Origin of the sequence: Pseudomonas sp. FSL W5-0299, from assembly GCF_005930655.1 — a bacterium.
Taxonomy (GTDB): Bacteria; Pseudomonadota; Gammaproteobacteria; order Pseudomonadales; family Pseudomonadaceae; genus Aquipseudomonas; species Aquipseudomonas mandelii.
In genome coordinates this window covers 74,759-95,316 of sequence record NZ_RXHX01000017.1, presented here as the reverse complement: position 1 = coordinate 95,316, position 20,558 = coordinate 74,759, and the positions used below count along the sequence as shown (strand labels likewise).

General features: G+C 61.4%; 23 protein-coding genes. 14 read left to right on the top strand and 9 right to left on the bottom strand.

Annotation, left to right across the window (positions count from 1 at the left end; genetic code table 11):
• Nucleotides 1-6: 6 nt before the first annotated feature.
• From FHL16_RS20190 to FHL16_RS20180, 3 genes are all read left to right on the top strand, one after another.
• The gene (locus FHL16_RS20190) at nt 7-393 is read left to right on the top strand and encodes a DUF488 domain-containing protein (RefSeq protein ID WP_010455492.1); all 387 of its coding nucleotides are present in this window, start codon (nt 7-9) and stop codon (nt 391-393) included.
• 130 nt (nt 394-523) lie between these two features.
• On the top strand, nt 524-982 hold the full coding sequence (locus FHL16_RS20185; RefSeq protein ID WP_077749099.1) for a GNAT family N-acetyltransferase: 459 nt from the start codon (nt 524-526) through the stop codon (nt 980-982).
• A gap of 91 nt (nt 983-1,073) precedes the next feature.
• On the top strand, nt 1,074-2,000 hold the full coding sequence (locus FHL16_RS20180; protein ID WP_010455496.1) for a universal stress protein: 927 nt from the start codon (nt 1,074-1,076) through the stop codon (nt 1,998-2,000).
• Nucleotides 2,001-2,136: 136 nt separating this feature from the next.
• On the opposite strand, the gene FHL16_RS20175 is transcribed toward FHL16_RS20180, so the two are convergent.
• Nucleotides 2,137-2,949 (bottom strand): class I SAM-dependent methyltransferase, encoded by an 813-nt coding sequence (locus FHL16_RS20175; protein ID WP_077749098.1) that lies wholly within the window; start codon nt 2,947-2,949, stop codon nt 2,137-2,139.
• Nucleotides 2,950-2,986: 37 nt separating this feature from the next.
• Nucleotides 2,987-3,256, bottom strand: a complete 270-nt coding sequence (locus FHL16_RS20170; RefSeq protein ID WP_077749097.1) for a DUF4242 domain-containing protein — start codon at nt 3,254-3,256, stop codon at nt 2,987-2,989.
• Nucleotides 3,257-3,439: 183 nt separating this feature from the next.
• On the opposite strand from FHL16_RS20170, the gene FHL16_RS20165 reads away from it, so the two are divergent.
• Entirely contained in the window at nt 3,440-4,432 is a 993-nt protein-coding gene (locus tag FHL16_RS20165; RefSeq protein WP_010455501.1) for an AraC family transcriptional regulator, read from the top strand.
• A gap of 9 nt (nt 4,433-4,441) precedes the next feature.
• Here the strand turns inward: FHL16_RS20165 and FHL16_RS20160 are convergent, their stop codons facing one another.
• The 3 genes from FHL16_RS20160 to FHL16_RS20150 form a co-directional block, all read right to left on the bottom strand.
• The gene (locus tag FHL16_RS20160; protein WP_077749096.1) at nt 4,442-5,650 is read right to left on the bottom strand and encodes a cytochrome c biogenesis protein DipZ; all 1,209 of its coding nucleotides are present in this window, start codon (nt 5,648-5,650) and stop codon (nt 4,442-4,444) included.
• 171 nt (nt 5,651-5,821) lie between these two features.
• Nucleotides 5,822-6,034: a hypothetical protein gene (locus FHL16_RS20155; protein WP_010455503.1), complete on the bottom strand. Its 213-nt coding sequence runs from the start codon at nt 6,032-6,034 to the stop codon at nt 5,822-5,824.
• A 48-nt stretch (nt 6,035-6,082) separates the two neighbouring features.
• On the bottom strand, nt 6,083-6,349 hold the full coding sequence (locus tag FHL16_RS20150; protein WP_077749095.1) for a DUF2790 domain-containing protein: 267 nt from the start codon (nt 6,347-6,349) through the stop codon (nt 6,083-6,085).
• Nucleotides 6,350-6,656: 307 nt separating this feature from the next.
• Between FHL16_RS20150 and FHL16_RS20145 the strand changes: the two genes are divergently transcribed.
• From FHL16_RS20145 to FHL16_RS20125, 5 genes are all read left to right on the top strand, one after another.
• Nucleotides 6,657-7,397, top strand: a complete 741-nt coding sequence (locus FHL16_RS20145; protein ID WP_010455506.1) for a response regulator — start codon at nt 6,657-6,659, stop codon at nt 7,395-7,397.
• Entirely contained in the window at nt 7,394-8,704 is a 1,311-nt protein-coding gene (locus FHL16_RS20140; RefSeq protein ID WP_077749094.1) for a sensor histidine kinase, read from the top strand. The genes FHL16_RS20145 and FHL16_RS20140 overlap by 4 nt, the downstream gene beginning before the upstream one ends.
• Before the next feature lie 105 nt (nt 8,705-8,809).
• Nucleotides 8,810-9,442, top strand: coding sequence for a CDP-alcohol phosphatidyltransferase family protein (locus FHL16_RS20135; RefSeq protein ID WP_077749093.1), 633 nt, complete (start codon nt 8,810-8,812; stop codon nt 9,440-9,442).
• Nucleotides 9,429-10,028 carry a lysophospholipid acyltransferase family protein gene (locus FHL16_RS20130; RefSeq protein WP_077749092.1) on the top strand — a complete coding sequence of 200 codons (600 nt, stop codon included), beginning with the start codon at nt 9,429-9,431 and terminating at the stop codon, nt 10,026-10,028. Before FHL16_RS20135 ends, FHL16_RS20130 begins: the two co-directional genes overlap by 14 nt.
• Entirely contained in the window at nt 10,025-10,972 is a 948-nt protein-coding gene (locus FHL16_RS20125; RefSeq protein ID WP_010455511.1) for a phosphatidate cytidylyltransferase, read from the top strand. Before FHL16_RS20130 ends, FHL16_RS20125 begins: the two co-directional genes overlap by 4 nt.
• A gap of 128 nt (nt 10,973-11,100) precedes the next feature.
• Here FHL16_RS20125 and FHL16_RS20120 read toward each other — a convergent pair whose 3' ends face one another.
• The 3 genes from FHL16_RS20120 to FHL16_RS20110 all read right to left on the bottom strand — a co-directional run bounded on the left by FHL16_RS20120 (nt 11,101) and on the right by FHL16_RS20110 (nt 14,167).
• On the bottom strand, nt 11,101-11,856 hold the full coding sequence (locus FHL16_RS20120; protein ID WP_077749091.1) for an HvfC family RiPP maturation protein: 756 nt from the start codon (nt 11,854-11,856) through the stop codon (nt 11,101-11,103).
• Entirely contained in the window at nt 11,849-12,688 is an 840-nt protein-coding gene (locus FHL16_RS20115) for an HvfB family MNIO-type RiPP peptide maturase (protein ID WP_077749090.1), read from the bottom strand. Before FHL16_RS20115 ends, FHL16_RS20120 begins: the two co-directional genes overlap by 8 nt.
• A gap of 144 nt (nt 12,689-12,832) precedes the next feature.
• Entirely contained in the window at nt 12,833-14,167 is a 1,335-nt protein-coding gene (locus tag FHL16_RS20110; RefSeq protein WP_077749089.1) for an acetamidase/formamidase family protein, read from the bottom strand.
• A 487-nt stretch (nt 14,168-14,654) separates the two neighbouring features.
• Here FHL16_RS20110 and FHL16_RS20105 point away from each other — a divergent pair, with 487 nt between their 5' ends.
• Together FHL16_RS20105 and FHL16_RS20100 are read left to right on the top strand one after the other, a co-directional pair.
• Nucleotides 14,655-15,701, top strand: coding sequence for a class I SAM-dependent methyltransferase (locus FHL16_RS20105; RefSeq protein WP_010455519.1), 1,047 nt, complete (start codon nt 14,655-14,657; stop codon nt 15,699-15,701).
• Between the two features lie 79 nt (nt 15,702-15,780).
• Nucleotides 15,781-16,632, top strand: a complete 852-nt coding sequence (locus FHL16_RS20100; protein ID WP_010455520.1) for an NAD-dependent protein deacetylase — start codon at nt 15,781-15,783, stop codon at nt 16,630-16,632.
• A 108-nt stretch (nt 16,633-16,740) separates the two neighbouring features.
• On the opposite strand, the gene FHL16_RS20095 is transcribed toward FHL16_RS20100, so the two are convergent.
• On the bottom strand, nt 16,741-17,643 hold the full coding sequence (locus FHL16_RS20095) for a LysR family transcriptional regulator (RefSeq protein ID WP_077749088.1): 903 nt from the start codon (nt 17,641-17,643) through the stop codon (nt 16,741-16,743).
• Nucleotides 17,644-17,794: 151 nt separating this feature from the next.
• Here FHL16_RS20095 and FHL16_RS20090 point away from each other — a divergent pair, with 151 nt between their 5' ends.
• From FHL16_RS20090 to FHL16_RS20080, 3 genes are read left to right on the top strand one after another with little or no spacing between them, the layout of a single operon-like run.
• Nucleotides 17,795-18,493 (top strand): CoA transferase subunit A, encoded by a 699-nt coding sequence (locus FHL16_RS20090; protein ID WP_010455522.1) that lies wholly within the window; start codon nt 17,795-17,797, stop codon nt 18,491-18,493.
• 33 nt (nt 18,494-18,526) lie between these two features.
• Nucleotides 18,527-19,192 (top strand): CoA transferase subunit B, encoded by a 666-nt coding sequence (locus FHL16_RS20085; RefSeq protein ID WP_010455523.1) that lies wholly within the window; start codon nt 18,527-18,529, stop codon nt 19,190-19,192.
• Between the two features lie 11 nt (nt 19,193-19,203).
• Complete coding sequence (locus FHL16_RS20080) at nt 19,204-20,385, top strand: acetyl-CoA C-acetyltransferase (RefSeq protein WP_077749087.1); 1,182 nt, start codon at nt 19,204-19,206, stop codon at nt 20,383-20,385.
• Nucleotides 20,386-20,558: the final 173 nt, after the last annotated feature.

Sequence of the window (20,558 nt, the reverse complement as noted above, 5' to 3'; positions counted from 1 at the left end):
CGCAGCATGGCCATCCATATCGTTCGACTCGGCTCGCCGCGCCTGCCTGATGAAGGGTTGCGGATCGGCACGGTACGCCGCCCCCCTCGTGGTGTACCGAAGGCCGAGTTCGCCCGTCGGGACTTTTATGATGTGTGGCAGCCACTGCTGTCGCCGAGTGCGGAACTGGTGGCCGAAGCCAAAGCGGCCACCGATGACAAAGCCTGGGAAGCCTTTCGGCGCAAGTTCAAGGCGGAAATGAACCACCCGGCGCCCAGTCAACTGCTGGATCTGCTGGCCGCCCTCTCCCATCAAACCGCGCTGGCGGTTGGGTGTTATTGCGAGGATGAAGCGCATTGCCATCGTTCTGTGTTGCGGGAGTTGCTGGCAGCACGCGGCGCACAGATTGCCTAGATCCCTGTGGGAGCTAGCCTGCTAGCGATGACTGCTTTCCAGCCGATGTAGATGTCGACTGACACTCAGCCATCGCGAGCAGGCTCGCCCCCACAGGGGAATTGGATGTTCAAAGGACTGAGGTAGCACCATGAAACCGCAAATACGGCCCGCCACCGCAGCTGACGCGTCCGCCATCAGCCAGGTCATCATCCAGTCGCTGCGCCAGTCCAATGCCCTGGACTACCCACCCGACATCATCGAGCAGGTGGAAAAGAGCTTTTCCACCGAGTCCATTCGCACGCTGCTGACCCAACGCCAGGTCTTCGTCGCAATGATCGACAGTCATATCGTGGCCACGGCCAGCCTTGATCGCGATGTGGTGCGCAGCGTCTTTGTCGACCCTACTCAACAAGGACGCGGCCTCGGGAGGCAATTGATGGCCACGATCGAGTCCATCGCCGCCGAAGCCAAAATCGAGGTCTTGCGCGTCCCCTCCTCCATCACCGCAGAAGCCTTCTACTTCAAGCTGGGCTTTCGAAAAGTCCGCGACGAATTCCACGAAGCCGAGCGCACGGTCATCATGGAACGGCGACTGACCTCCCTCTGACTGCCACGCCCACCCAACCTGCGCCGGTCTGACGGACGGGAGGTCGATCATGGTCAATACTTAGGGGATTGAACGACGCGGGAGGTTCGACATGTCTGGTCAATCACGCTTCATGCTGGTCGCCTCGCCACTGATGGAACACAGCCCCGCCTTCGACAGAGCCGCGGCGCTGGCCAAGGCTGAAGATGCGGCGTTGCACATCGTGGCGTTCGATTACCTGGAAGGCTTGGCCACCGCCAGCCTGGTCAACGAAAAGGCCTTGGAACAAATGCGTCTGGGCTACGTCGATCGACACCGCCAGTGGCTCGAAGAACAGGCCCGTCCCCTGCGTAAGATCGGCGTCCACGTCACCACCGAGGTGGCGTGGGTCGAACGCCCGCTGGAAGAAATCCTGATTCACCTCAAAGAGCAGCCGATGGACGTGCTGATCAAGGCGCTGGAGCACGAATCACTGCTGTCGCGGTTGTTGTTTACCCCGCTCGACGTGCATTTGCTGCGTGAATGCCCGGTGCCGCTGCATTTTGTCAGCCATGCCGTTCACGCCCTGCCACGCAAGGTTGTCGCGGCGGTCGATCCTTTTCATCGCGATGATCACTACAAAACGTTCAATGACCGGATCCTGCACGAAGCGTCGAAACTGGCGAGTGCCTGTAACGCCGAGCTGGACGTGGTCTACGCCTATGACCTTTCCTCGATCAGCGCAGACGAGTTCGGCTTTGACAACGGCTCGGCGTTTTTCAATTCCGGCAAGGCCAAGACCCTGTTCGACTACCAGGAGGACGCCTTCAATGAATTGGCCGAGCGCAACGGCATCGCGCCCGAGCAGCGGCACATGATCATGGGAAACCCGGCCAAGGTCCTGACCCGCTATGTCGACGCCTACGACGTCGACGTGATCGTCATGGGCCGGGTCGGCCATCGCGGTCTGGGCCGGTTGATCGGCAGCACAGTGGAACACCTGCTGTACAAAATGCCCTGCAGCGTGTGGGTGGTGTACACCGAGCGGGTGGATGAGTAACGCCCTCTACAAAACACCGCATCCCCTGTAGGAGCGAGGCTTGCCCGCGAAGACGGAGTATCAGTCGACAACGATGTTGCCTGACGCTCCGTCTTCGCGGGCAAGCCTCGCTCCTACAGGGGTTTGTGTTGTCTGGTTAACGTCGGGTGATGACGACCTCCAGGTATTCACTCGGCACCACCACCGATTTCTCTCCCGCTCTGTTCATCCGGTTGATCAGCTCAGTCAGGTCGCTTTCAAAGGCTTGGGCTCCCTCGGGAGACAGCGCCGCGAAGGCCTTGTGGACCGGGCCGTACCAGGTGCGAAACGTGTCGATGAAGTGCGCCGCCGAGCGATAACGGAAGTTGAAGGTGCGGCGCGTCACCTGGACCTGAAAGTCACGCTCATCGAAGTGCGAGTGCAACCAGGCTTCGGTTCCCCAGTTTGAAGGCGGTTGTGCGCCTGGCGGTGGCGGCAGGTGTTTGCCCAGGGTCTTGAACATCTGGCCGACAAAACCTTCAGGCGTCCAGTTGGCCAGGCCGATGCGACCGCCAGGACGGCAGACCCGCGCCAGTTCTGAAGCCGCTTTGGCCTGATCCGGCGTGAACATCACGCCGAAGGTCGAGAGCACCGCATCGAAGCTGGCGTCTTCGAACGGCAGCGCCTCGGCGTCGGCGACCTGGAAGGTCACCTCCAGGCGCTCGGCCCGGGCCCGGTCTTCGCCGCGCTCCAGCAGCGCCGCCACGTAGTCGGTCGAGGTGACGTTGCAGCCTCGGCGTGCGGCGGCGAGCGTCGCATTACCGTTGCCGGCGGCCACGTCCAGCACGCGTTCGTCGCAGAGCAAGTCACAGGCTTCAGCCAGTTGCTCGCCGACAATTTGCAGGGTGGTGCCGATCACGGCGTAGTCGCCGCTGGCCCAGGAGGCCATCTGGCGGTTTTTCAGGGCAGTGAGATCAAGGGGGGTACTCATTAAATCTGCTCCGTAAGGATTGGAACGCGGGCCCGGCTTACTCCGCCGTGGTCGGATCGATGATGTGAGTGACCTGGGAAATGCGGTTGGCCGGGAAACCGCTCTGCCTCGCGTGCTCCTGGATCAGCGCTTCGCTCGGCGAGATGTATACGCAGTACAACTTGTCACCCGTGACATAACTCTGAAGCCACTGCACCTGCGGCAAGTCGCGCAATGCCCGGCAGGACTTTTGCGAAGCGGCTTTCAAATCCCTTTCTGACAGTGTTCCAGCACCTGGAATCTCGCGTTCTATGACGAACTTTGGCATGGCAACCTCTCAGTCTTGTTATTGATGACAGGGTCGGCAGTGGCCCTGTAGGCAAACTATCGCTCCGGCGCGGGCCGGCGTCCTGCCCGATCGTCGGGCAACACTGCCCGATCGTCCGGAGAATTCACGTTACCCGGCAACGCGCTCACAATCAGAAAGCCCTTAGTCGCATGGGAAGTCACCATGGACGCCCTGTCCCAAACCCTGCGCGTCGTCCGCCTGGTCGGCGCGATTTTCATCAATGCCAGGTTCACGGCACCCTGGTGCTACCAGTCGCCCAGTGCCGACACGGCGGCCCCCTTTCTGGAGCCCGGTGCCGAGCGGGTGGTGATATTCCACCTGATCACCGAAGGCGAGTGCTATGTCGAGATGGGAAACGCTGCGCCGCTGCGCCTGACCGCCGGCGATGTGGTGGTGTTCCCTCAGGGCGATGCCCATCGCATGAGCTCGCAACCGGGGCTGACGCCGGTCACCGGCAAGCGGCTGGACGTGGTGCTGGCGCGCCGTCCCCGGCAACTGAGTTACGGCGGAGGCGGCGCGGTCACGCGGCTGGTGTGCGGTTATCTGGCCTGCGATACGCGGTTGGCGGGCATGTTGCTGACGGGATTGCCGGCGGTGGTCCGGGTCAATGTGCGCGGCTCCAATGCCGGAATCTGGCTGGAATCATCGGTGCGTTATGCGTTGGCCGAAGCACGCTCGCCCAGGCCCGGGGGCGAAGGTGTGTTGGCGAAACTGGCCGAGGTGTTGTTCATCGAGGTGTTGCGCCTGTACATGAACGAACGCGGTGAAGGCCGGACCGGCTGGCTGGCCGGTGTGGGTGACCGGATCGTCGGTGCCGCCCTGAATGCGCTGCACAAAAAACCCTGTCACGCCTGGACCCTGGATGAACTGGCGCGAACCGCCGGCACCTCAAGGTCGGTGTTGGCGGAACGCTTTGCGCAGTTGGTGGGGAGTTCGCCGATGCAGTACCTGACGCAGTGGCGGATGTTGCTGGCGGCGAACCTGTTACGCAGCAGTAACAGTTCGTTGATGCGGATTGCCGAAGAGGTGGGCTACCAGACCGACACGGCCTTCAGCCGTGCCTTTCGTCGAGAGTACGGTGCGCCACCCGCGGCGTGGCGGCGCAATCAGGAGAAAAAACCAATGGCCCGCGGCACGCAGCCTGTGAGCCATTGATGGCGAGGGTTACGCCGAAGGTGCCTTGGCCTCTTCCAGCAGTTGCTGAATCATCTTTTCCTGGGTTTCGTAGGCGCCTTCACCGAAGTGGGTGTAACGCACCTGACCCTTGGCGTCGATCAGGTAGTGAGCGGGCCAGTACTGGTTGTCGAAGGCGCGCCAGATCGCGTAGTTGTTGTCGATGGCCACCGGGTAGGTGATGCCGAGCTTTTTCACCTGGTCCTTGACGTTGTCGATGATGCGCTCGTAACCGTATTCAGGGGTGTGGACGCCGACGACCACCAGGCCATCCTTCTCGTATTTTTTCGCCCAGTCCTTCACATACGGCAGGGTGTGCTGGCAGTTGATGCAGTCGTAGGTCCAGAAGTCCACCAGCACCACTTTGCCTTTGAGCGAATCATTGCTCAGCGCTGGCGAGTTCAGCCACTGGACGGCACCGGACAGCGACGGCATGGCACCCTGGGCGTTGTCCATGGAGTCGGCCCTGACCTTGCTGACGAAGTAGTCGACGACTTTCGGCACGGTTTCCATCACGCCCTTCTCGAGGCTGCTGACGCCTTCGGACGAGGTGCCGGCCAACAGTGTCCGGTCGGCACCGGTGGAAATCACCGCCACGGTCGCCAGCACGGCAACACCGGCACCACGACGCAACCAACCAGTGACCGGGATCGACACTTTCAAGCGATTGACCAAACCGCGACCGGCGAAGATCAAGGTCCCCAGGGACAGTGCGCTGCCCAGGCCGTAGGCCAGCAGCAACAGGCTGGTCTGTGCGTTCGCACCCTGGAGCATGGCGCCGGTGAGAATCACCCCGAGGATCGGTCCGGCACACGGAGCCCAGAGCAGCCCTGTCGCCACACCGATCATGACCGAACCCAGCGGGCCGGACATTTTGCGGGTGTCGGGATCAAGGCGATTGCCCAGCGCCACGAACGGACGGGCCATCCAGTCACCGACACGGGCGGAAATCAGCGACAGAGCAAACAATCCCATCACGAAGAGCGCGACGTGACGACCGGTGTTGTTGGCTTGCACCACCCATTCGCTGCTGACCACGGCCAGGCTGGCGATCAGGGCAAAGGTCAGGACCATGCCGCCGAGGGTCAGCAGAATGGATGAACGGGTGCGTTTGACACCGGCGAACAGGAACGGCACCACCGGGAGGATACAGGGGCTGAGGACGGTCAATATGCCGCCCAGAAAAGCGATGAGAAACATGGTAATCACCTTGAAATAGAGAAGAACGACACACCACCTACCCCCTGTAGGAGTGAGCCTGCTCGCGATGGCGGTGTGTCAGATAACACTGATGTCGATTGACACTCCGCCATCGCGAGCAGGCTCGCTCCTACACTGGAATTGTGGTGTTCACAAAACAGGGTTCGGGCATCAGGCCTTCTGGTTTTCCTGTAGCTGACCTTGAGGCGTGCGGCTCGAGCCGTCCTGTGCAAGGAAGGCATGAGCGCCCTGCTCGGCCACCGGCGTCAGCTGGAAGCAGGTCGCACTGCCACAGCTTTTCTGTTCAACAGCGGCATTGGCATGGGCAGCCGCGCCGGCTGCGGAGAAAGCAACAGCGGTCAAAAAGCGGGTGACGTTGTTCATGGTGTTCTTCCTGTTTCAAAGGGGGTTGGCAATCGGTCCGCGAAGGACTCAGTTGTCCGCGTTGCAGCCGTCAGCAAATTTGCGGTAATCCAGCACCTGGGTTTTGTGCTGGGAATCGAGGTAGGTCAGCTGGGCATTCACAACCCCGCAGGAAGGCGCGGCGTCTTCTTTCAGCGACAGCACTTTCTTGATGTCAAGGTGGGTGCCGTAGGTGTAGGTTTTGGCGCTGACATCGGCGGCTTCGGCGCGGGCCGACAAGGTGCAGATGTTCAGGGCGGCAAACAGGCAAGCGGCGTAGATGGCTTTGGTGTTCATGGCGGTTTCCTCAAGGCTTCAATGGGTAGGTCGTTCGATTGAGCAGAGGCGGTGTGGGTTGCCTCGATGGAACCCATTAGAAGCTCGCGAGGTATCTCGTCTGTGTCGAAAACAGCCGTGTGTAAATCGGTACGTATCAAAGCCGGCCCCTGATACAGAGCGATACAAAACCCCTGGAAAACCGCATTTTTGCCTTTGCATGTATCCGTCGCTACGCCAGATACACTGCAATACAAAGGGCTGCGGGCGAGCGGGCCAAGGCCCGATAGACTGCGCAACATCCCCCATTGATAGAGGCTTGGCCCCCATGGAACACGTCGATCACATTCTCATCGTGGACGATGACCGCGAGATCCGGGAACTGGTAGGCAACTACCTCAAGAAGAACGGCCTGCGCACCACGGTCGTCGCCGATGGACGCCAGATGCGCAGCTTCCTTGAGTCCACGCCGGTGGACCTGATCGTGCTCGACATCATGATGCCGGGCGACGACGGCCTGATGCTCTGCCGCGAGTTGCGCGCCGGCAAACACAAGGCCACGCCGGTGCTGATGCTCACTGCCCGCAACGACGAAACCGACCGCATCATCGGCCTGGAAATGGGCGCCGACGATTACCTGGTCAAGCCGTTCGCCGCCCGTGAACTGCTCGCGCGAATCAACGCCGTACTGCGCCGCACGCGGATGCTGCCGCCAAACCTGGTGGTCACCGAAAGCGGTCGCCTGCTGGCGTTCGGGCGCTGGCGCCTGGACACCTCGGCCCGGCACTTGCTGGACGAAGACGGCACCATGGTCGCGCTCAGCGGTGCGGAATACCGATTGCTGCGGGTGTTCCTCGATCACCCGCAGCGGGTGCTCAATCGCGACCAGTTGCTCAATCTGACCCAGGGCCGCGACGCCGATCTGTTTGACCGTTCCATCGATTTGCTGGTCAGCCGCTTGCGCCAGCGCTTGCTGGACGATGCCCGCGAACCGGCCTACATCAAAACCGTGCGCAGTGAGGGCTATGTGTTTTCGCTGCCGGTGGAAGTGCTCGGTGCGCCGTCATGAACCTCACCCTTCGTTGGCCCCGCACCCTGGCCTCGCGCCTCTCGCTGATCTTTCTGATTGGCCTGATCCTGGCGCAGGCGCTGTCCTTTGGCGCGCAGTATTACGAGCGTTACGAAAGCGCAAAAAACACCATGCTTGGCAATCTGGAAACCGACGTCTCGACCTCCATCGCCATTCTTGACCGCTTGCCAGCCGAAGAACGCATGGGTTGGCTGCAACAACTGAACCGCCGCAACTACCGTTATTTGCTCGACGAAGGTTCGCCGGGCGTGGCCATGAGCGACACGCCCATCGCGATGACATCGATCAAGGACGCCATCGGCAAGGATTACCCGATGACCGTGACGGACATTCCCGGCGAACAGAAACACTTTCAGGTGCACCTGAAACTCGCGGACGGCAGCCCGGTGACCATCGACGTCAGGCCATCGATGGTGCCGTTGTCGCCGTGGTTGCCCATCGTTCTGCTGGGCCAGTTGGCGCTGATGATCCTCTGCACCTGGCTGGCGGTGAGAATCGCCATCCGCCCCCTCACCCGCCTTGCCGAGGCCGTGGACAACCTTGATCCCAACACCCACGCGGTGCACCTGGACGAAAAAGGCCCGACCGAAGTCGCCCATGCCGCCATCGCCTTCAATTCGATGCAGGCACGCATCGCCGCGTACTTGAAAGAGCGCATGCAACTGCTGGCGGCGATTTCCCACGACCTGCAAACCCCGATCACCCGCATGAAACTGCGCGCCGAATTCATGGACGACTGCAGCGAAAAAGACAAACTGTGGAGCGATCTCAGTGAGATGGAGCACCTGGTGCGCGAAGGCGTGGCCTATGCCCGCAGCGTTCACGGCGCCACCGAAGAAAGCCGCCGCACCGACCTCGATTCATTCCTCGACAGCCTGGTGTTCGACTACCAGGACGTGGGCAAAGACGTGACATTGGGTGGCAAAAGTGGCGCGGTGATCGACACCCGGCCCCATGCCTTGCGGCGGGTACTGGTAAACCTGACGGATAACGCTCTGAAGTTCGCCGGCGCCGCCGAGCTGTGGGTGGAAGCAAAAAACGGCGGCCTCTCGGTGAAGATCATGGATCGCGGACCGGGCATTGCCGAAGAGGAACTGACCCACGTGATGGAACCGTTTTATCGGGTTGAGAATTCGCGCAATCGCAGCACCGGCGGCACAGGGTTGGGGCTGGCGATCGCGCAGCAATTGGCGTTGGCGCTCGGGGGATCGTTGACGTTGAGCAATCGTGAGGGCGGCGGGTTGTGTGCGGAGTTGAAGTTACCGCTTCGACCTGGCAGTCAGTAAACAGACACAAAGGCCAAGGAAAGCCTTTATATTGTCGGACACCGTCGTGCAGCAGCCGACGGCGATGCCCTGATAGCAACCGACACCTATATGGATATTGGCAAAATGGATGACAACCGAAGGCCCATCAAGACGCGCTCTGCGGGCTGGGCGAAATACATCACCGACCTTCTGGTGAAACGAGACATCTCCCCCAATCAGATCTCCGTCGCCAGCATCGCCTTCGCGCTCGCCGGGGCGGTGGCATTGAATATTGATAACGGGCTCATCGGCTCGATCCTCTGCGCCGTCGGCATTCAATTGCGCCTGCTGTGCAACCTCTTCGACGGCATGGTGGCGATCGAGGGCGGCAAGAAATCCGACATCGGCAGCCTCTACAACGAATTCCCCGACCGCATTGCCGACAGCCTGCTGATCGTCGCGCTGGGGTATGCCATCGGCTACGCCGATCTCGGCTGGTTTGCGGCGCTGGCTGCGGCACTGACGGCGTATGTCAGGGTGTTTGGCGGCTCGATTGGCCTGAAGCAGAGTTTCATCGGCCCGATGGCCAAGCAGCATCGAATGGCCGTGATGACTGTGGCCCTTCTGTTGAATGCCGTCGAAGCCAGCGTTTATGGCACTCACTACGTGCTGTTGATCGCGCTGGTCGTCATCGCTGTCGGTTCAGCCGCGACCTGCGTCACGCGCACGCTGGCCATCTCGCGCCAGCTCAAGGGGAATGCTCATGTGGATCAGTAACGCGCTGATTTCTGTTCTTCGCTTCCTGATCGGCGTCACCGCCCGATGGGAAAGCCCGCCGGACCTGACACGCCAGCGCATCTATTTCGCCAATCACTCCAGCCACATGGACACCCTGGCAATCATCGCGGCGCTGCCCCCGGAAGCCCGGGTGAACGTGAAACCGGTCGCCGCTGCGGATTACTGGGGAAAGAACAAATTTCTGTCGTACATCTCGCAAAAAGGCCTGAACGCAGTGCTGATCGAGCGAAATCCGGCGCCCGGCGTTAACGTGCTGGAGCCGATTTTCGACGTGGTGCGGGCCGGCCATTCGATCATCATCTTTCCGGAAGGCACCCGAGGCAGCGAGGCGTTGCCCGGTCCTTTCAAATCAGGGCTGTACCGTTTGGCCGAGACATTCCCCGAGGTGGATCTGGTGCCCATCTACCTGGAAAACCTGCATCGCTCCATGCCGAAAGGCAAACACGTCCCGCTGCCCATCATCTGCACGATCCGTATTGGCGACCCGCTGCCACGGATCAGTGGCGAGGAAAAACAGGTGTTTCTGGATCGGGCGCGTGAAGCGATTGTGAGGTTGTCGGAATGAATCTTGACGAAAAGTTCTTGTGGTTCTTCGGCGCCATTGCCGTCCTGCTGGCAATCGCTTCGGTCATCGGCCGGATTCTGGCGAAGCGCGCCAAAACAGAAAGCTCGATGTCGACCATCGAGAACCTCAACCAGCGGGTGAATGCCTGGTGGGGCATGGTCATCATCTTCTTCGTGTCCTACCTGCTGGGCGGGAACGCGACGGTTATTCTGTTCGGCTTCATTTCGCTGTTCGCGCTCCGGGAGTTCATTACCCTGACGCCGACCCGGCTGGGCGACCATAACGCGCTGTTTTCGGCGTTCTTCATTCTGATCCCGCTGCAATACGTGCTGATCGGCACGCACTGGTATTCGCTGTTCACCCTGTTGATTCCGGTGTACGCGTTCCTGCTGTTGCCGGCGATTGCGGTGCTGAGCCAGGACACCGACGCTTTTCTGGAACGGGCGGCCAAGATTCAGTGGGGGGTGATGATTTGCGTCTACTGCATCAGCCACGCGCCGGCCCTGTTGCTGCTGGACCTGGAAGGTTTCAAGGGGCAGAACGCGCTGCTGCTGTTCTATCTCGTGTTCGTCGTGCAACTGAGTGACGTGTTGCAGTACGTGTTCGGCAAACTATTGGGCAAGCACAAAGTTGCGCCGCTGGTGAGTCCGTCGAAAACGGTGGAAGGCTTGGTCGGTGGCGGTCTGTCGGCCACGTTGATTGGCGGGTGCATGTTCTGGATGACCCCGTTCAGTTTCTGGCAGTCGCTGCTGATGTCGCTGGTGATCGTGGTGATGGGTTTTCTGGGTGGGCTGGTCATGTCCGCCATCAAGCGCAGCCTGAGCGCGAAGGATTGGGGAACCATGATCAAAGGGCATGGCGGCATGCTGGATCGGATGGATTCGATCTGCTTCGCGGCGCCGATTTTCTTTCACCTGACGCGGTATTTCTTTTCCGCCCCATAAAATAGACACCACCCCCTGTCAGTGATCGTTCCCACGCTCTGCGTGGGAATGCAGCCCGGGACGCCCCGCGTCCCTGAAGCGGACGCGGAGCGACCGGTGAGGCATTCCCACGCAGAGCATGGGAACGATCATGCAAACCCAATCACCCCTTCGCCATGCATCTGCCGCAACAATGCCGTGCCACTCGCCATAAACTCCGGCGATCCAACGGCCCCCGCCTCCACTGCCAGCCCTTCCAACTGCGCCTGCCCGTCCAGCTCGGGAAATTCCTCGATCCGCTGCAACAACCGCCACGCCAGCGGGCTCAGCTCGGAAAATTTCACACTCCAGTCTTCAGCCCGACGCACCAGCAGCAAAGTCGGTTGAACCGGTGGCGCTTCCGGTTGATGATCCGGCCCCACCAACTGCACCGGCCAGGCATAAGCCAACGGCCACGCCAGCGGTGAAACTTGCAACGGTCGCTCCAGAATCAACGCCACATCACTCGGCGGCAACGGCTCCGCTTCGGACTGTTGCAACGCCATTTCGACCCACTCGTAATGCGCCAACTCCACCATGAACGGGGGCCACACACCTTCGCTCAATGCACTCGGTTCCGAGGCCAGGAACTCGACAAACTCCTGGGCGATTTCGCCGAATTTCGGGGTACGCGCACGACAGTCCCGCAGGAAGATCCGTACCAGCGAACGCCAGCGCTCATCACCGAGAATCTTGATCAGCACCGGAAAGGTCCCGCTAAGCAACAACGACAGGTTGGAAAAAATCAGGTCGCGGTAAACCCGTGCCCGCGCCACATCCATCCCGGCTGGCGGCGCGCAATGGTCCGGGTCACGCAGGTACAGACCCAATGTGTTTTGCTGGTCAAACAGGCCTGGCTTATCCAAGGTTCACCCCCTCGGCCTGCAAGCGACGAATAGTCTGCAATTCAGTCACCAGTTCAGAGAACGCGGGGAAGTTGAAATCCCGCTCCAGCAATGTCGGCTGTGCGCCAAACCGGGCGTAGGCCTGGGCCAGCAACGACCAGACCACCGGTTTCACCGACGCGCCATGGGTGTCGATTTTCAACGTGTCGGACTCATCGAAGTGCCCGGCCACGTGCATCGCCACCACCCGGCCCGAATCGATGCCGGCCAGAAAGGTCTGCGGATCGAAGCCATGGTTGATCGAGTTGACGTAGACATTGTTGACGTCCAGCAACAGGTCGCAATCGGCTTCACGCAACACCGCGTTGGTGAACGTCACTTCGTCCATATCCTGCTGCGGCGCGGCGTAGTAGGAGACGTTTTCCACCGCCAGGCGCCGGCCGAGAATGTCCTGGGCCTGGCGAATTCGCGCGGACACGTGGTGCACCGCTTCTTCGGTAAACGGCAACGGCAACAGGTCGTAAAGGTGACCGTCATCGCTGCAATAACTCAAGTGCTCGCTGTACAGCGGCACGTTGTAGTGATCGAGGAACACCCGCACTTCCTGCAAAAACCCGACGTCCAGCGGTGCCGGCCCACCCAGCGACAGCGACAAGCCGTGGCAAGACAACCGAAAACGCTCGGCCAGGGCCCGCAGCGCATGGCCATGGGCGCCGCCGATGCCGATCCAGTTTTCCGGCGCGACTTCCAGGAAATCGAAATCGCCGGTACGGGCGGCCTGGAGGTCCTTCATTAATCCGCGACGCAAGCCAAGCCCGACGGTCGCTTTCGCTGAGGTGATGGGGGTCTGCATGGTGTCGATCTCAAGGGTTGCCAGTACGGAGTCACAGTTAACCGAAGCGATGTATCGGGGCTGTGTTCCGGTCCGGCAGAACATCGTGGCGGTTGTATCGCCGACGGGCCTGTACACACTCCGGTACAGCCCCTTCGGCAGGCGTTACGCCAGGTCGTATTTCTCGCGTACCAGATGGCCGATGCCGATGCGATCGAGCACGTTCATCGGGCACAGGAAGGTCACGCGCACGGTGCCCGGCAGGCGGCTGATATCGATCGAGCCGGTGATGGTCGCGCGGTTGAGCACTTCGTCATACGGCAAACCGGTGACCGAAGCGGCACGTTTCAAGCCGTTCTCGACGGCGACGTTGAGGTTCTCGCCGCTGCCGATAAAGGTGATCGGCCCGCTCTGCTCGATTTCATGCTGACCCCAGCGCTCGCCCAGTTCGCGGACTTTCTGCCGTTGTCGGGCATTCATGGGCCGGGCCATCGGCGGCAGATCGTCGAGGTTTTGCAGGAGGATCGGCCCGTCCAGGGTCAGGTTCTTCACCACTTGCACCACCACTTCGGTTTCCCCGGAGCAGTCGGTGGCGTGCCCTGCGATCTCGCCGTTGCCTTGCTGGGCATGCATGTCGCCCATGTACACACCGGCCCCCGGCACTTTCACCGGGCAGATCAACACGCAGCCTTCGCGGATCGAGTTGGTGTCCATGTGGCCGTCGGTCTTGGCCGCGTGCAGCTCTTCGCGGGTCATGCCGAAACGGTGTGGGGCGTTGATCAGGTATTGGCCGAAATCGGCGCAGTTGTGCGAATCGGGCAAGTCACGGGACGGCGTGGTGCCGATGTTGCCGAGGAACGGGCGCATGTGCGCGGCAACCCCGGGGATGTCGGCACGGGCCAGAGACAGGATCGAATGCTGGGCGGCGAATTCCGGCAGCGCCGACATTTCAGAGGCATTGCCGGCCAGTCGGTTGGCGACGTCCTGGTTGACGGTCAGGCTGACCTGATTCTGTGCATCGAACACGATCACGTAGCCATGGCTGAAGCGAAACGCACTGACCTCGGCGCCGCAGTTGTTACAGCGAATCGACTCCTCGCCAATGCCTTCGACATGACTGGCCGGGTGGTCGGTGCCGCACTTGGAGCAAAATTTGGCGACAAACGGGTCGCCGTTGTAGCGCCCCTCAACGAAGCTCATGACCCCGGACGACGTCGCCAGCGAGGTGACGCGCATGCTCTTGATCTTGATCGCCACGGCGTCGCCGATTTCCGCGCCAGCGATGGCTACCGGTTGCGTCACTTCGTGGCCGCCCTCGAAGGCGGGCGTGATCATCGGGCCCCAGCAACCCGGCGGTGTGCCGGTGATCAGGGTGCCGCCGTCGGCGAGTGGGCCGAGCATCGGCTGGCTGGGGCCAATGAGGCCGTTGGTGTACTGATCGACGCGCAGATGGTTGACGGGAGCGGATTTCAGGTCGGTTTCAGGCACGAGCGTGGTCATTATTGTTCCCTTCACGGAGTCACGAGCAAAGACGGCCGTCTGTTGCGACGACCCTGAAAAGTGCCTCGACAGCCCCGGATTTCGGGTGTTGGGCAGCCTTTACAGTTCATCGCAGGTTTGTATCTGGTCTGTGTTCGGTGGGAGCCGCGAATGAAGTGGAATGTATCGGGACGGCGGCTGGATACAGTGCGATACACATCGCAAATCCTTGTAGGAGCGAGGCTTGCCCGCGAAGACGGAGTGTCAGGCAATACTTTTGTCGACTGACACTCCGACTTCGCGGGCAAGCCTCGCTCCTACAGGGATTTGTGTCGGCCTGGGGAATGGCGCTTTCGTCGCTTCAGGCCGCCGCGCACGGGGCTCGGACTAAACTTACTGCACGCGGGACGTGCACAGCGTCCTGTTCATTCCCACGACCACCGCCCAGAGGTGTACGCCTCGATAAACAAGGCCTCTGGACCGTGATCCTGCTGAAGGAGCACATGTGATGGACGAGGCCAGACTCAATGACTTCATGGGCAAACTGGTGAACGACATGGGCGGCGCGGCGATGCTTGCCAACGTCATCCTCGGCGAAGAGCTCGGCCTGTACCGGGCCATGGCCGACAGTCAGCCGATCACCCCTGAAGCACTCGCCGACAAGACCGGCTGCAACCCCCGCCTGCTGCGCGAATGGCTCAGCGCCCACGCCGCGTCCGGTTACATGGAACACGAGGGCGGCCAGTTCCGCCTGCCCGAAGAGCAAGCCCTGGCGCTGGCGATCGAAGATTCGCCGGTCTATATCGCCGGCGGTATCGGGGTGGTCGCGTCGTTTTTCCATGACAAGGACAAACTGGTCAACGCCATGCGCGGCAACGGCGCCCTGGCCTGGGGCGATCACCATCCGTGCATGTTCAGCGGCACGGAGCGGTTCTTCCGCCCAGGGTACAAAGCGCACCTGATCGCCGAGTGGCTGCCGGCCCTGGAAGGCGTGGTCGCCAAATTACAGGCGGGCGCCAAAGTCGCCGACATCGGCTGCGGACACGGCGCCTCCACGGTGATCATGGCCCAGGCGTTCCCGGACTCGCGGTTCGTCGGCTTCGACTACCACGCACCGTCCGTCACCGTCGCGACCCAGCGCGCCGAAGAAGGCGGCGTGTCCGGGCGTGCGCGGTTCTTTCAGGGCACGGCGAAAAGCTTCCCCGGCGACGACTATGACCTGATCTGCTATTTCGACTGCCTGCACGACATGGGCGACCCGGTGGGCGCGGCGAAACACGCCTATGACGCTCTGAAACCGGACGGCACGGTGCTGCTGGTGGAACCGTTCGCCAACGATTCGCTCGACGACAACGTCACCCCGGTTGGCCGGCTGTTCTACGCCGCCTCGACCTTCATTTGCACGCCGAACTCGCTGTCCCAGGAAGTCGGCCTTGGGCTCGGCGCTCAGGCGGGTGAAGCGCGGTTGCGCAAGGTCTTCACCGAAGCGGGGTTCAAGACTTTCCGGCGGGCCACGGAAACGCCGTTCAACCTGATTCTGGAGGCGCGAAAATAACCACGCCGCTCACGGGCTCGCATTCGGCAGGTTGGCAAGTGCTACGCTGCAAACACTCAAGAGACCCGGAGTGTTGAACATGCTTGACCGCCGCATCCGCGAACAACTCGACCGGCTCCAGCAGCTGATGGCCGAGCAGCCGTTCATGGTCCTGACCGGCGCCGGCATCAGCACCCCGTCGGGCATTCCAGACTACCGCGACAACGAGGGCGTTCGGCGTGGCCGGCAACCGATGATGTATCAGGAGTTCCTGTCGGCCCCGGAATCACGGCGCCGCTATTGGGCGCGGGCAATGCTCGGCTGGCCGCGCGTGCGCCAGGCTCAACCGAACGTGGCCCACGAAGCCCTGGCCAGTCTGCAAAGCAGCCGGCAGATCAGCGGGCTGATCACTCAGAACGTCGACACCTTGCACGATCAGGCCGGCAGCCATGATGTGATCGAACTTCACGGCAGCTTGCACCGGGTGCTGTGCCTGGACTGCGGACAGCGCAGCGAGCGGGATTCGATCCAGCACCTGATGGAGGCGCAGAATCCCTATCTGACCGGGGTCGATGCGGTGCAGGCGCCGGATGGCGACACGTTGCTGGATCCGGCGTTCGAGGCGCGGTTCCAGGTGCCGCACTGCCCGCATTGCGCGGGTGAGCGGATGAAGCCGGACGTGGTGTTTTTTGGCGAGAACGTCGCGCAGGTGACGGCGGCCAAGGCCATGGCGGCGGTGGAACAGGCGGCGGGATTGTTGGTGGTGGGCTCTTCGTTGATGGCGTATTCGGCGTTTCGCTTGTGCCGGGTGGTGGTGGATCAGGGCAAGCCGTTGATGGCGATCAATCTGGGCAAGACCCGGGCAGATGACCTCCTGGATATGAAGATTGAGGCCTCGTGCGAACAGCTGTTGCCCTTGCTGGCACAGCACCTCTCCCCCTCATCACCCTAAACCTCTGTAGGAGCGAAGCTTGCTCGCGAAGGCGTCGTGTCAGTCGACTTCAATGTTGAAGGCGCCGGCCTTTTCGCGGGCAATCCTCGCGCCTACAGGGGATTGTGATCAGGGCATGGACACTCGCTCGCCCAGATTCTCGGCTTTGAGGATATCGAACAACGCCTGCGCCGCCGCCGACAGTTCCACTCCTGGCTTGGTCAGCACCCCGATCGCCCGCTCCACCACCGGGTCGCGCAAGGTAATGCACCGTGCGCCCAACTCGCGCATCTGCCCGGCGCACAGGGCTGGCACGGCGCTGACGCCCAATCCGCTGGCCACCATCCTTCCCACTGTCGCCAACTGATGGCTTTCAAACTCCACCGGCAATTTCATCCCCCGGGCCTGCAAGTGTTCTTCCAGCATCACCCGTACCGTCGACGGACGCTGCAAGGTAATGAACGGTTCCTTGAGCAACGTCTGCCAATCAATGTCATGCCGTTGCGCCAAGGGAGAGTCGTCCGGCACCACCGCAACGAAACGGTCCATATACAACGGCGTGAATGCCAGCGATGAACTCTGCGACGGCTCAAACGCCACCCCCAGCTCCACCTGCCGGTCGCGCACCATTTCCAGCACTTGCTCGTTGATCACGTCGTTCACCGTGACGTTGACCTTGGGATAACGGGCGCGAAAAGTCTTGAGGATCGGCGGCAGCAGATTGCCGGCAAACGACGGCATTGCCGCCAGGGTCACGCGCCCGCGCTGGAGGGTGAAACGCTGGCGCAGTTCATCCTCGGCGTTGTCCCAATCCGCAATCAACCGGCGAGCCAGGGGCACCAGGGATTCGCCTTCCGCCGTCAACGCCACATTACGTGTGTTGCGGGTGAATAGCCGGCCGCCCAGCCCCTCCTCCAGCGCTTTGATGGTCAGGCTCAAGGCCGATTGCGACAGGTGCAACCGCTCGCAGGCCACGGCGAAACTCAGGCTCTGGGCCACGGCCAGGAATGCGCGGATCTGCTTGACTGTCATGGGCGCGGGCTCCAACGTATTAAAGATAAGTGATTGGTGAGTTTTATCTATCAATCAACCTTAAAAATCAACTTAACAAATAAATCATCCAGCGAGACACTCCTACCCCATACGGCTAGCCAGCCGCCCACAAAGAATAAAAGAGGTGCATATGGCAGGTTTCGACAAGCGCGTGAGTTCCTATGAGGAAGCTCTGGCAGGTCTTGAAGACGGCATGACTGTGATCGCCGGCGGCTTCGGCCTGTGCGGGATCCCGGAAAACCTGATCGCCGAGATCAAGCGCAAGGGCACCCGTGACCTCACCGTGGTTTCCAACAATTGCGGCGTCGATGGTTTCGGCCTCGGCGTGTTGCTGGAAGACCGGCAGATTCGAAAAGTGGTGGCCTCCTACGTCGGTGAGAACAAACTGTTCGAAGACCAACTGCTCAAAGGCGAAATCGAAGTCGTCCTGACCCCGCAAGGCACCCTCGCCGAAAAAATGCGCGCTGGCGGTGCCGGCATCCCCGCTTTCTTCACCGCCACCGGCGTTGGCACTCCGGTTGCCGATGGCAAGGAAGTGCGCGAATTCCATGGCCGCAAGTACCTGATGGAAGAATCCATCACCGGTGACTTCGCCATCGTCAAAGGCTGGAAAGCCGACCACTTCGGCAACGTGATCTATCGCCACACCGCCCAGAACTTCAACCCGCTGGCCGCCACTGCCGGCAAGATCACCGTGGTCGAAGTCGAAGAAATCGTCGAACCCGGCGAGCTGGAACCGTCGCAGATCCATACCCCTGGCATCTACGTCGACCGAGTCATTTGCGGCACGTTCGAGAAGCGCATCGAACAGCGCACCGTGCGTAAGTGATCCCCAGCCCCCGGACCTGAAGGAAAAATAACAATGGCACTTTCCCGCGAACAAATGGCTCAACGCGTCGCCCGCGAAATGCAGGACGGCTTTTACGTGAACCTGGGCATCGGCATTCCGACCCTCGTTGCCAACTACATCCCTGAAGGCATGGAAGTCATGCTGCAGTCGGAAAACGGCCTGCTCGGCATGGGCCCCTTTCCTACTGAAGAAACCATCGATGCCGACATGATCAACGCCGGCAAACAAACGGTGACCGCGCGTATCGGCGCGTCGATCTTCTCATCGGCCGAGTCCTTCGCGATGATTCGCGGGGGTCATGTCGACCTGACCGTGCTGGGCGCCTTTGAAGTCGACGTGCAAGGCAACATCGCCTCGTGGATGATCCCCGGCAAACTGGTCAAGGGCATGGGCGGCGCCATGGACCTGGTGGCCGGCGCGGACAACATCATCGTCATCATGACCCACGCGTCCAAGGACGGTGAGTCCAAGCTTCTGTCCAAATGCAGCCTGCCGCTGACCGGCGCCGGGTGCATCAAGCGTGTGCTGACCGACCTGGCTTACCTTGAAATCGAAAATGGCGCGTTCATTCTCAAAGAACGTGCGCCGGGCGTCAGCGTCGAAGAGATTGTCGCCAAGACCGCCGGTAAACTGATCGTGCCGGATCACGTTCCGGAAATGCAGTTCGCTGCCCAGTGAGGAATTCTTCCATGCAAGACGTCGTTATTGTTGCCGCCACCCGAACCGCCATCGGCAGTTTCCAGGGCTCGCTGGCCAATGTGTCCGCCGTTGACCTCGGTGCCGCGGTGATCCGTCAGCTGCTGGCGCAAACCGGCCTGGACGTTGCTGAAGTCGATGAAGTGATCATGGGCCAGGTGTTGACCGCCGGTGCCGGGCAGAACCCGGCGCGCCAGTCCGCGATCAAGGCCGGCCTGCCGTTTACCGTGCCGGCGATGACCCTGAACAAGGTCTGCGGCTCGGGTTTGAAAGCCTTGCACTTGGCCACTCAAGCGATCCGCTGCGGCGACGCCGAGGTGATCATTGCCGGCGGCCAGGAAAACATGAGCCTGTCCAACTACGTCATGCCCGGAGCCCGCACTGGCCTGCGCATGGGTCACGCGCAAATCGTCGACACCATGATCAGCGACGGCCTGTGGGATGCGTTCAACGATTACCACATGGGCATCACCGCCGAGAACCTGGCGGACAAGTACAACCTGACCCGCGAGCAACAGGACGCCTTCGCCGCGGCCTCGCAGCAGAAAGCCACGGCTGCCATCGAAGCCGGGCGTTTTGTCGATGAGATCACACCGATCCTGATCCCGCAGCGCAAGGGCGATCCGCTGTCCTTTGCCACCGATGAGCAACCGCGTGCCGGCACCACCGCTGAAGCGCTGGGCAAACTGAAACCGGCCTTCAAGAAGGACGGTTCGGTGACTGCCGGTAACGCCTCGTCCCTGAACGACGGTGCTGCCGCCGTGATCCTGATGAGCGCCGACAAAGCCAAGGCCTTGGGTCTTCCAGTGCTGGCGAAAATTGCCGCTTACGCCAACGCGGGCGTCGACCCGGCAATCATGGGCATCGGCCCGGTCTCGGCCACGCGCCGTTGCCTGAGCAAGGCTGGCTGGTCCATCGACCAATTGGACCTGATCGAGGCCAACGAAGCCTTCGCCGCGCAATCCCTGGCGGTAGCCAAGGACCTGGAATGGGACTTGAACAAGGTCAACGTCAACGGCGGCGCCATCGCCCTCGGTCACCCGATCGGTGCGTCGGGCTGCCGGGTGCTGGTGACCCTGCTGCACGAAATGATCAAGCGCGACGCCAAGAAAGGCCTCGCCACCTTGTGCATTGGTGGTGGTCAGGGCGTGGCTTTGGCGATCGAACGGGCGTAAAGCGTTCAACAGACTGCGCGGGGACCCACGAAGAACCGCGCGGTCTGGTAACACCCCCGGTGTTCCTGCGTTGCAGGCTTTTGTGGCGCGGGAGCTTGCTCCCGCTGGGTTGCGAAACAGCCCCAAAATCCCGGCAATTGTCGAAGATTTTGCGAACGCTTCGCGCTCGAGCG

Coding starts and splice junctions, on each gene's coding strand:
- FHL16_RS20185 (WP_077749099.1), top strand. CDS start 524: ATGAAACCGCAAATACGGCCCGCCACCGCAGCTGACGCGTCCGCCATC.
- FHL16_RS20115 (WP_077749090.1), bottom strand. CDS start 12,688: ATGCAGACCCCCATCACCTCAGCGAAAGCGACCGTCGGGCTTGGCTTG.
- FHL16_RS20130 (WP_077749092.1), top strand. CDS start 9,429: ATGTGGATCAGTAACGCGCTGATTTCTGTTCTTCGCTTCCTGATCGGC.
- FHL16_RS20165 (WP_010455501.1), top strand. CDS start 3,440: ATGGACGCCCTGTCCCAAACCCTGCGCGTCGTCCGCCTGGTCGGCGCG.
- FHL16_RS20085 (WP_010455523.1), top strand. CDS start 18,527: ATGGCACTTTCCCGCGAACAAATGGCTCAACGCGTCGCCCGCGAAATG.
- FHL16_RS20155 (WP_010455503.1), bottom strand. CDS start 6,034: ATGAACAACGTCACCCGCTTTTTGACCGCTGTTGCTTTCTCCGCAGCC.
- FHL16_RS20190 (WP_010455492.1), top strand. CDS start 7: ATGGCCATCCATATCGTTCGACTCGGCTCGCCGCGCCTGCCTGATGAA.
- FHL16_RS20095 (WP_077749088.1), bottom strand. CDS start 17,643: ATGACAGTCAAGCAGATCCGCGCATTCCTGGCCGTGGCCCAGAGCCTG.
- FHL16_RS20105 (WP_010455519.1), top strand. CDS start 14,655: ATGGACGAGGCCAGACTCAATGACTTCATGGGCAAACTGGTGAACGAC.
- FHL16_RS20080 (WP_077749087.1), top strand. CDS start 19,204: ATGCAAGACGTCGTTATTGTTGCCGCCACCCGAACCGCCATCGGCAGT.
- FHL16_RS20160 (WP_077749096.1), bottom strand. CDS start 5,650: ATGTTTCTCATCGCTTTTCTGGGCGGCATATTGACCGTCCTCAGCCCC.
- FHL16_RS20145 (WP_010455506.1), top strand. CDS start 6,657: ATGGAACACGTCGATCACATTCTCATCGTGGACGATGACCGCGAGATC.
- FHL16_RS20180 (WP_010455496.1), top strand. CDS start 1,074: ATGTCTGGTCAATCACGCTTCATGCTGGTCGCCTCGCCACTGATGGAA.
- FHL16_RS20175 (WP_077749098.1), bottom strand. CDS start 2,949: ATGAGTACCCCCCTTGATCTCACTGCCCTGAAAAACCGCCAGATGGCC.
- FHL16_RS20125 (WP_010455511.1), top strand. CDS start 10,025: ATGAATCTTGACGAAAAGTTCTTGTGGTTCTTCGGCGCCATTGCCGTC.
- FHL16_RS20135 (WP_077749093.1), top strand. CDS start 8,810: ATGGATGACAACCGAAGGCCCATCAAGACGCGCTCTGCGGGCTGGGCG.
- FHL16_RS20140 (WP_077749094.1), top strand. CDS start 7,394: ATGAACCTCACCCTTCGTTGGCCCCGCACCCTGGCCTCGCGCCTCTCG.
- FHL16_RS20110 (WP_077749089.1), bottom strand. CDS start 14,167: ATGACCACGCTCGTGCCTGAAACCGACCTGAAATCCGCTCCCGTCAAC.
- FHL16_RS20150 (WP_077749095.1), bottom strand. CDS start 6,349: ATGAACACCAAAGCCATCTACGCCGCTTGCCTGTTTGCCGCCCTGAAC.
- FHL16_RS20100 (WP_010455520.1), top strand. CDS start 15,781: ATGCTTGACCGCCGCATCCGCGAACAACTCGACCGGCTCCAGCAGCTG.
- FHL16_RS20170 (WP_077749097.1), bottom strand. CDS start 3,256: ATGCCAAAGTTCGTCATAGAACGCGAGATTCCAGGTGCTGGAACACTG.
- FHL16_RS20090 (WP_010455522.1), top strand. CDS start 17,795: ATGGCAGGTTTCGACAAGCGCGTGAGTTCCTATGAGGAAGCTCTGGCA.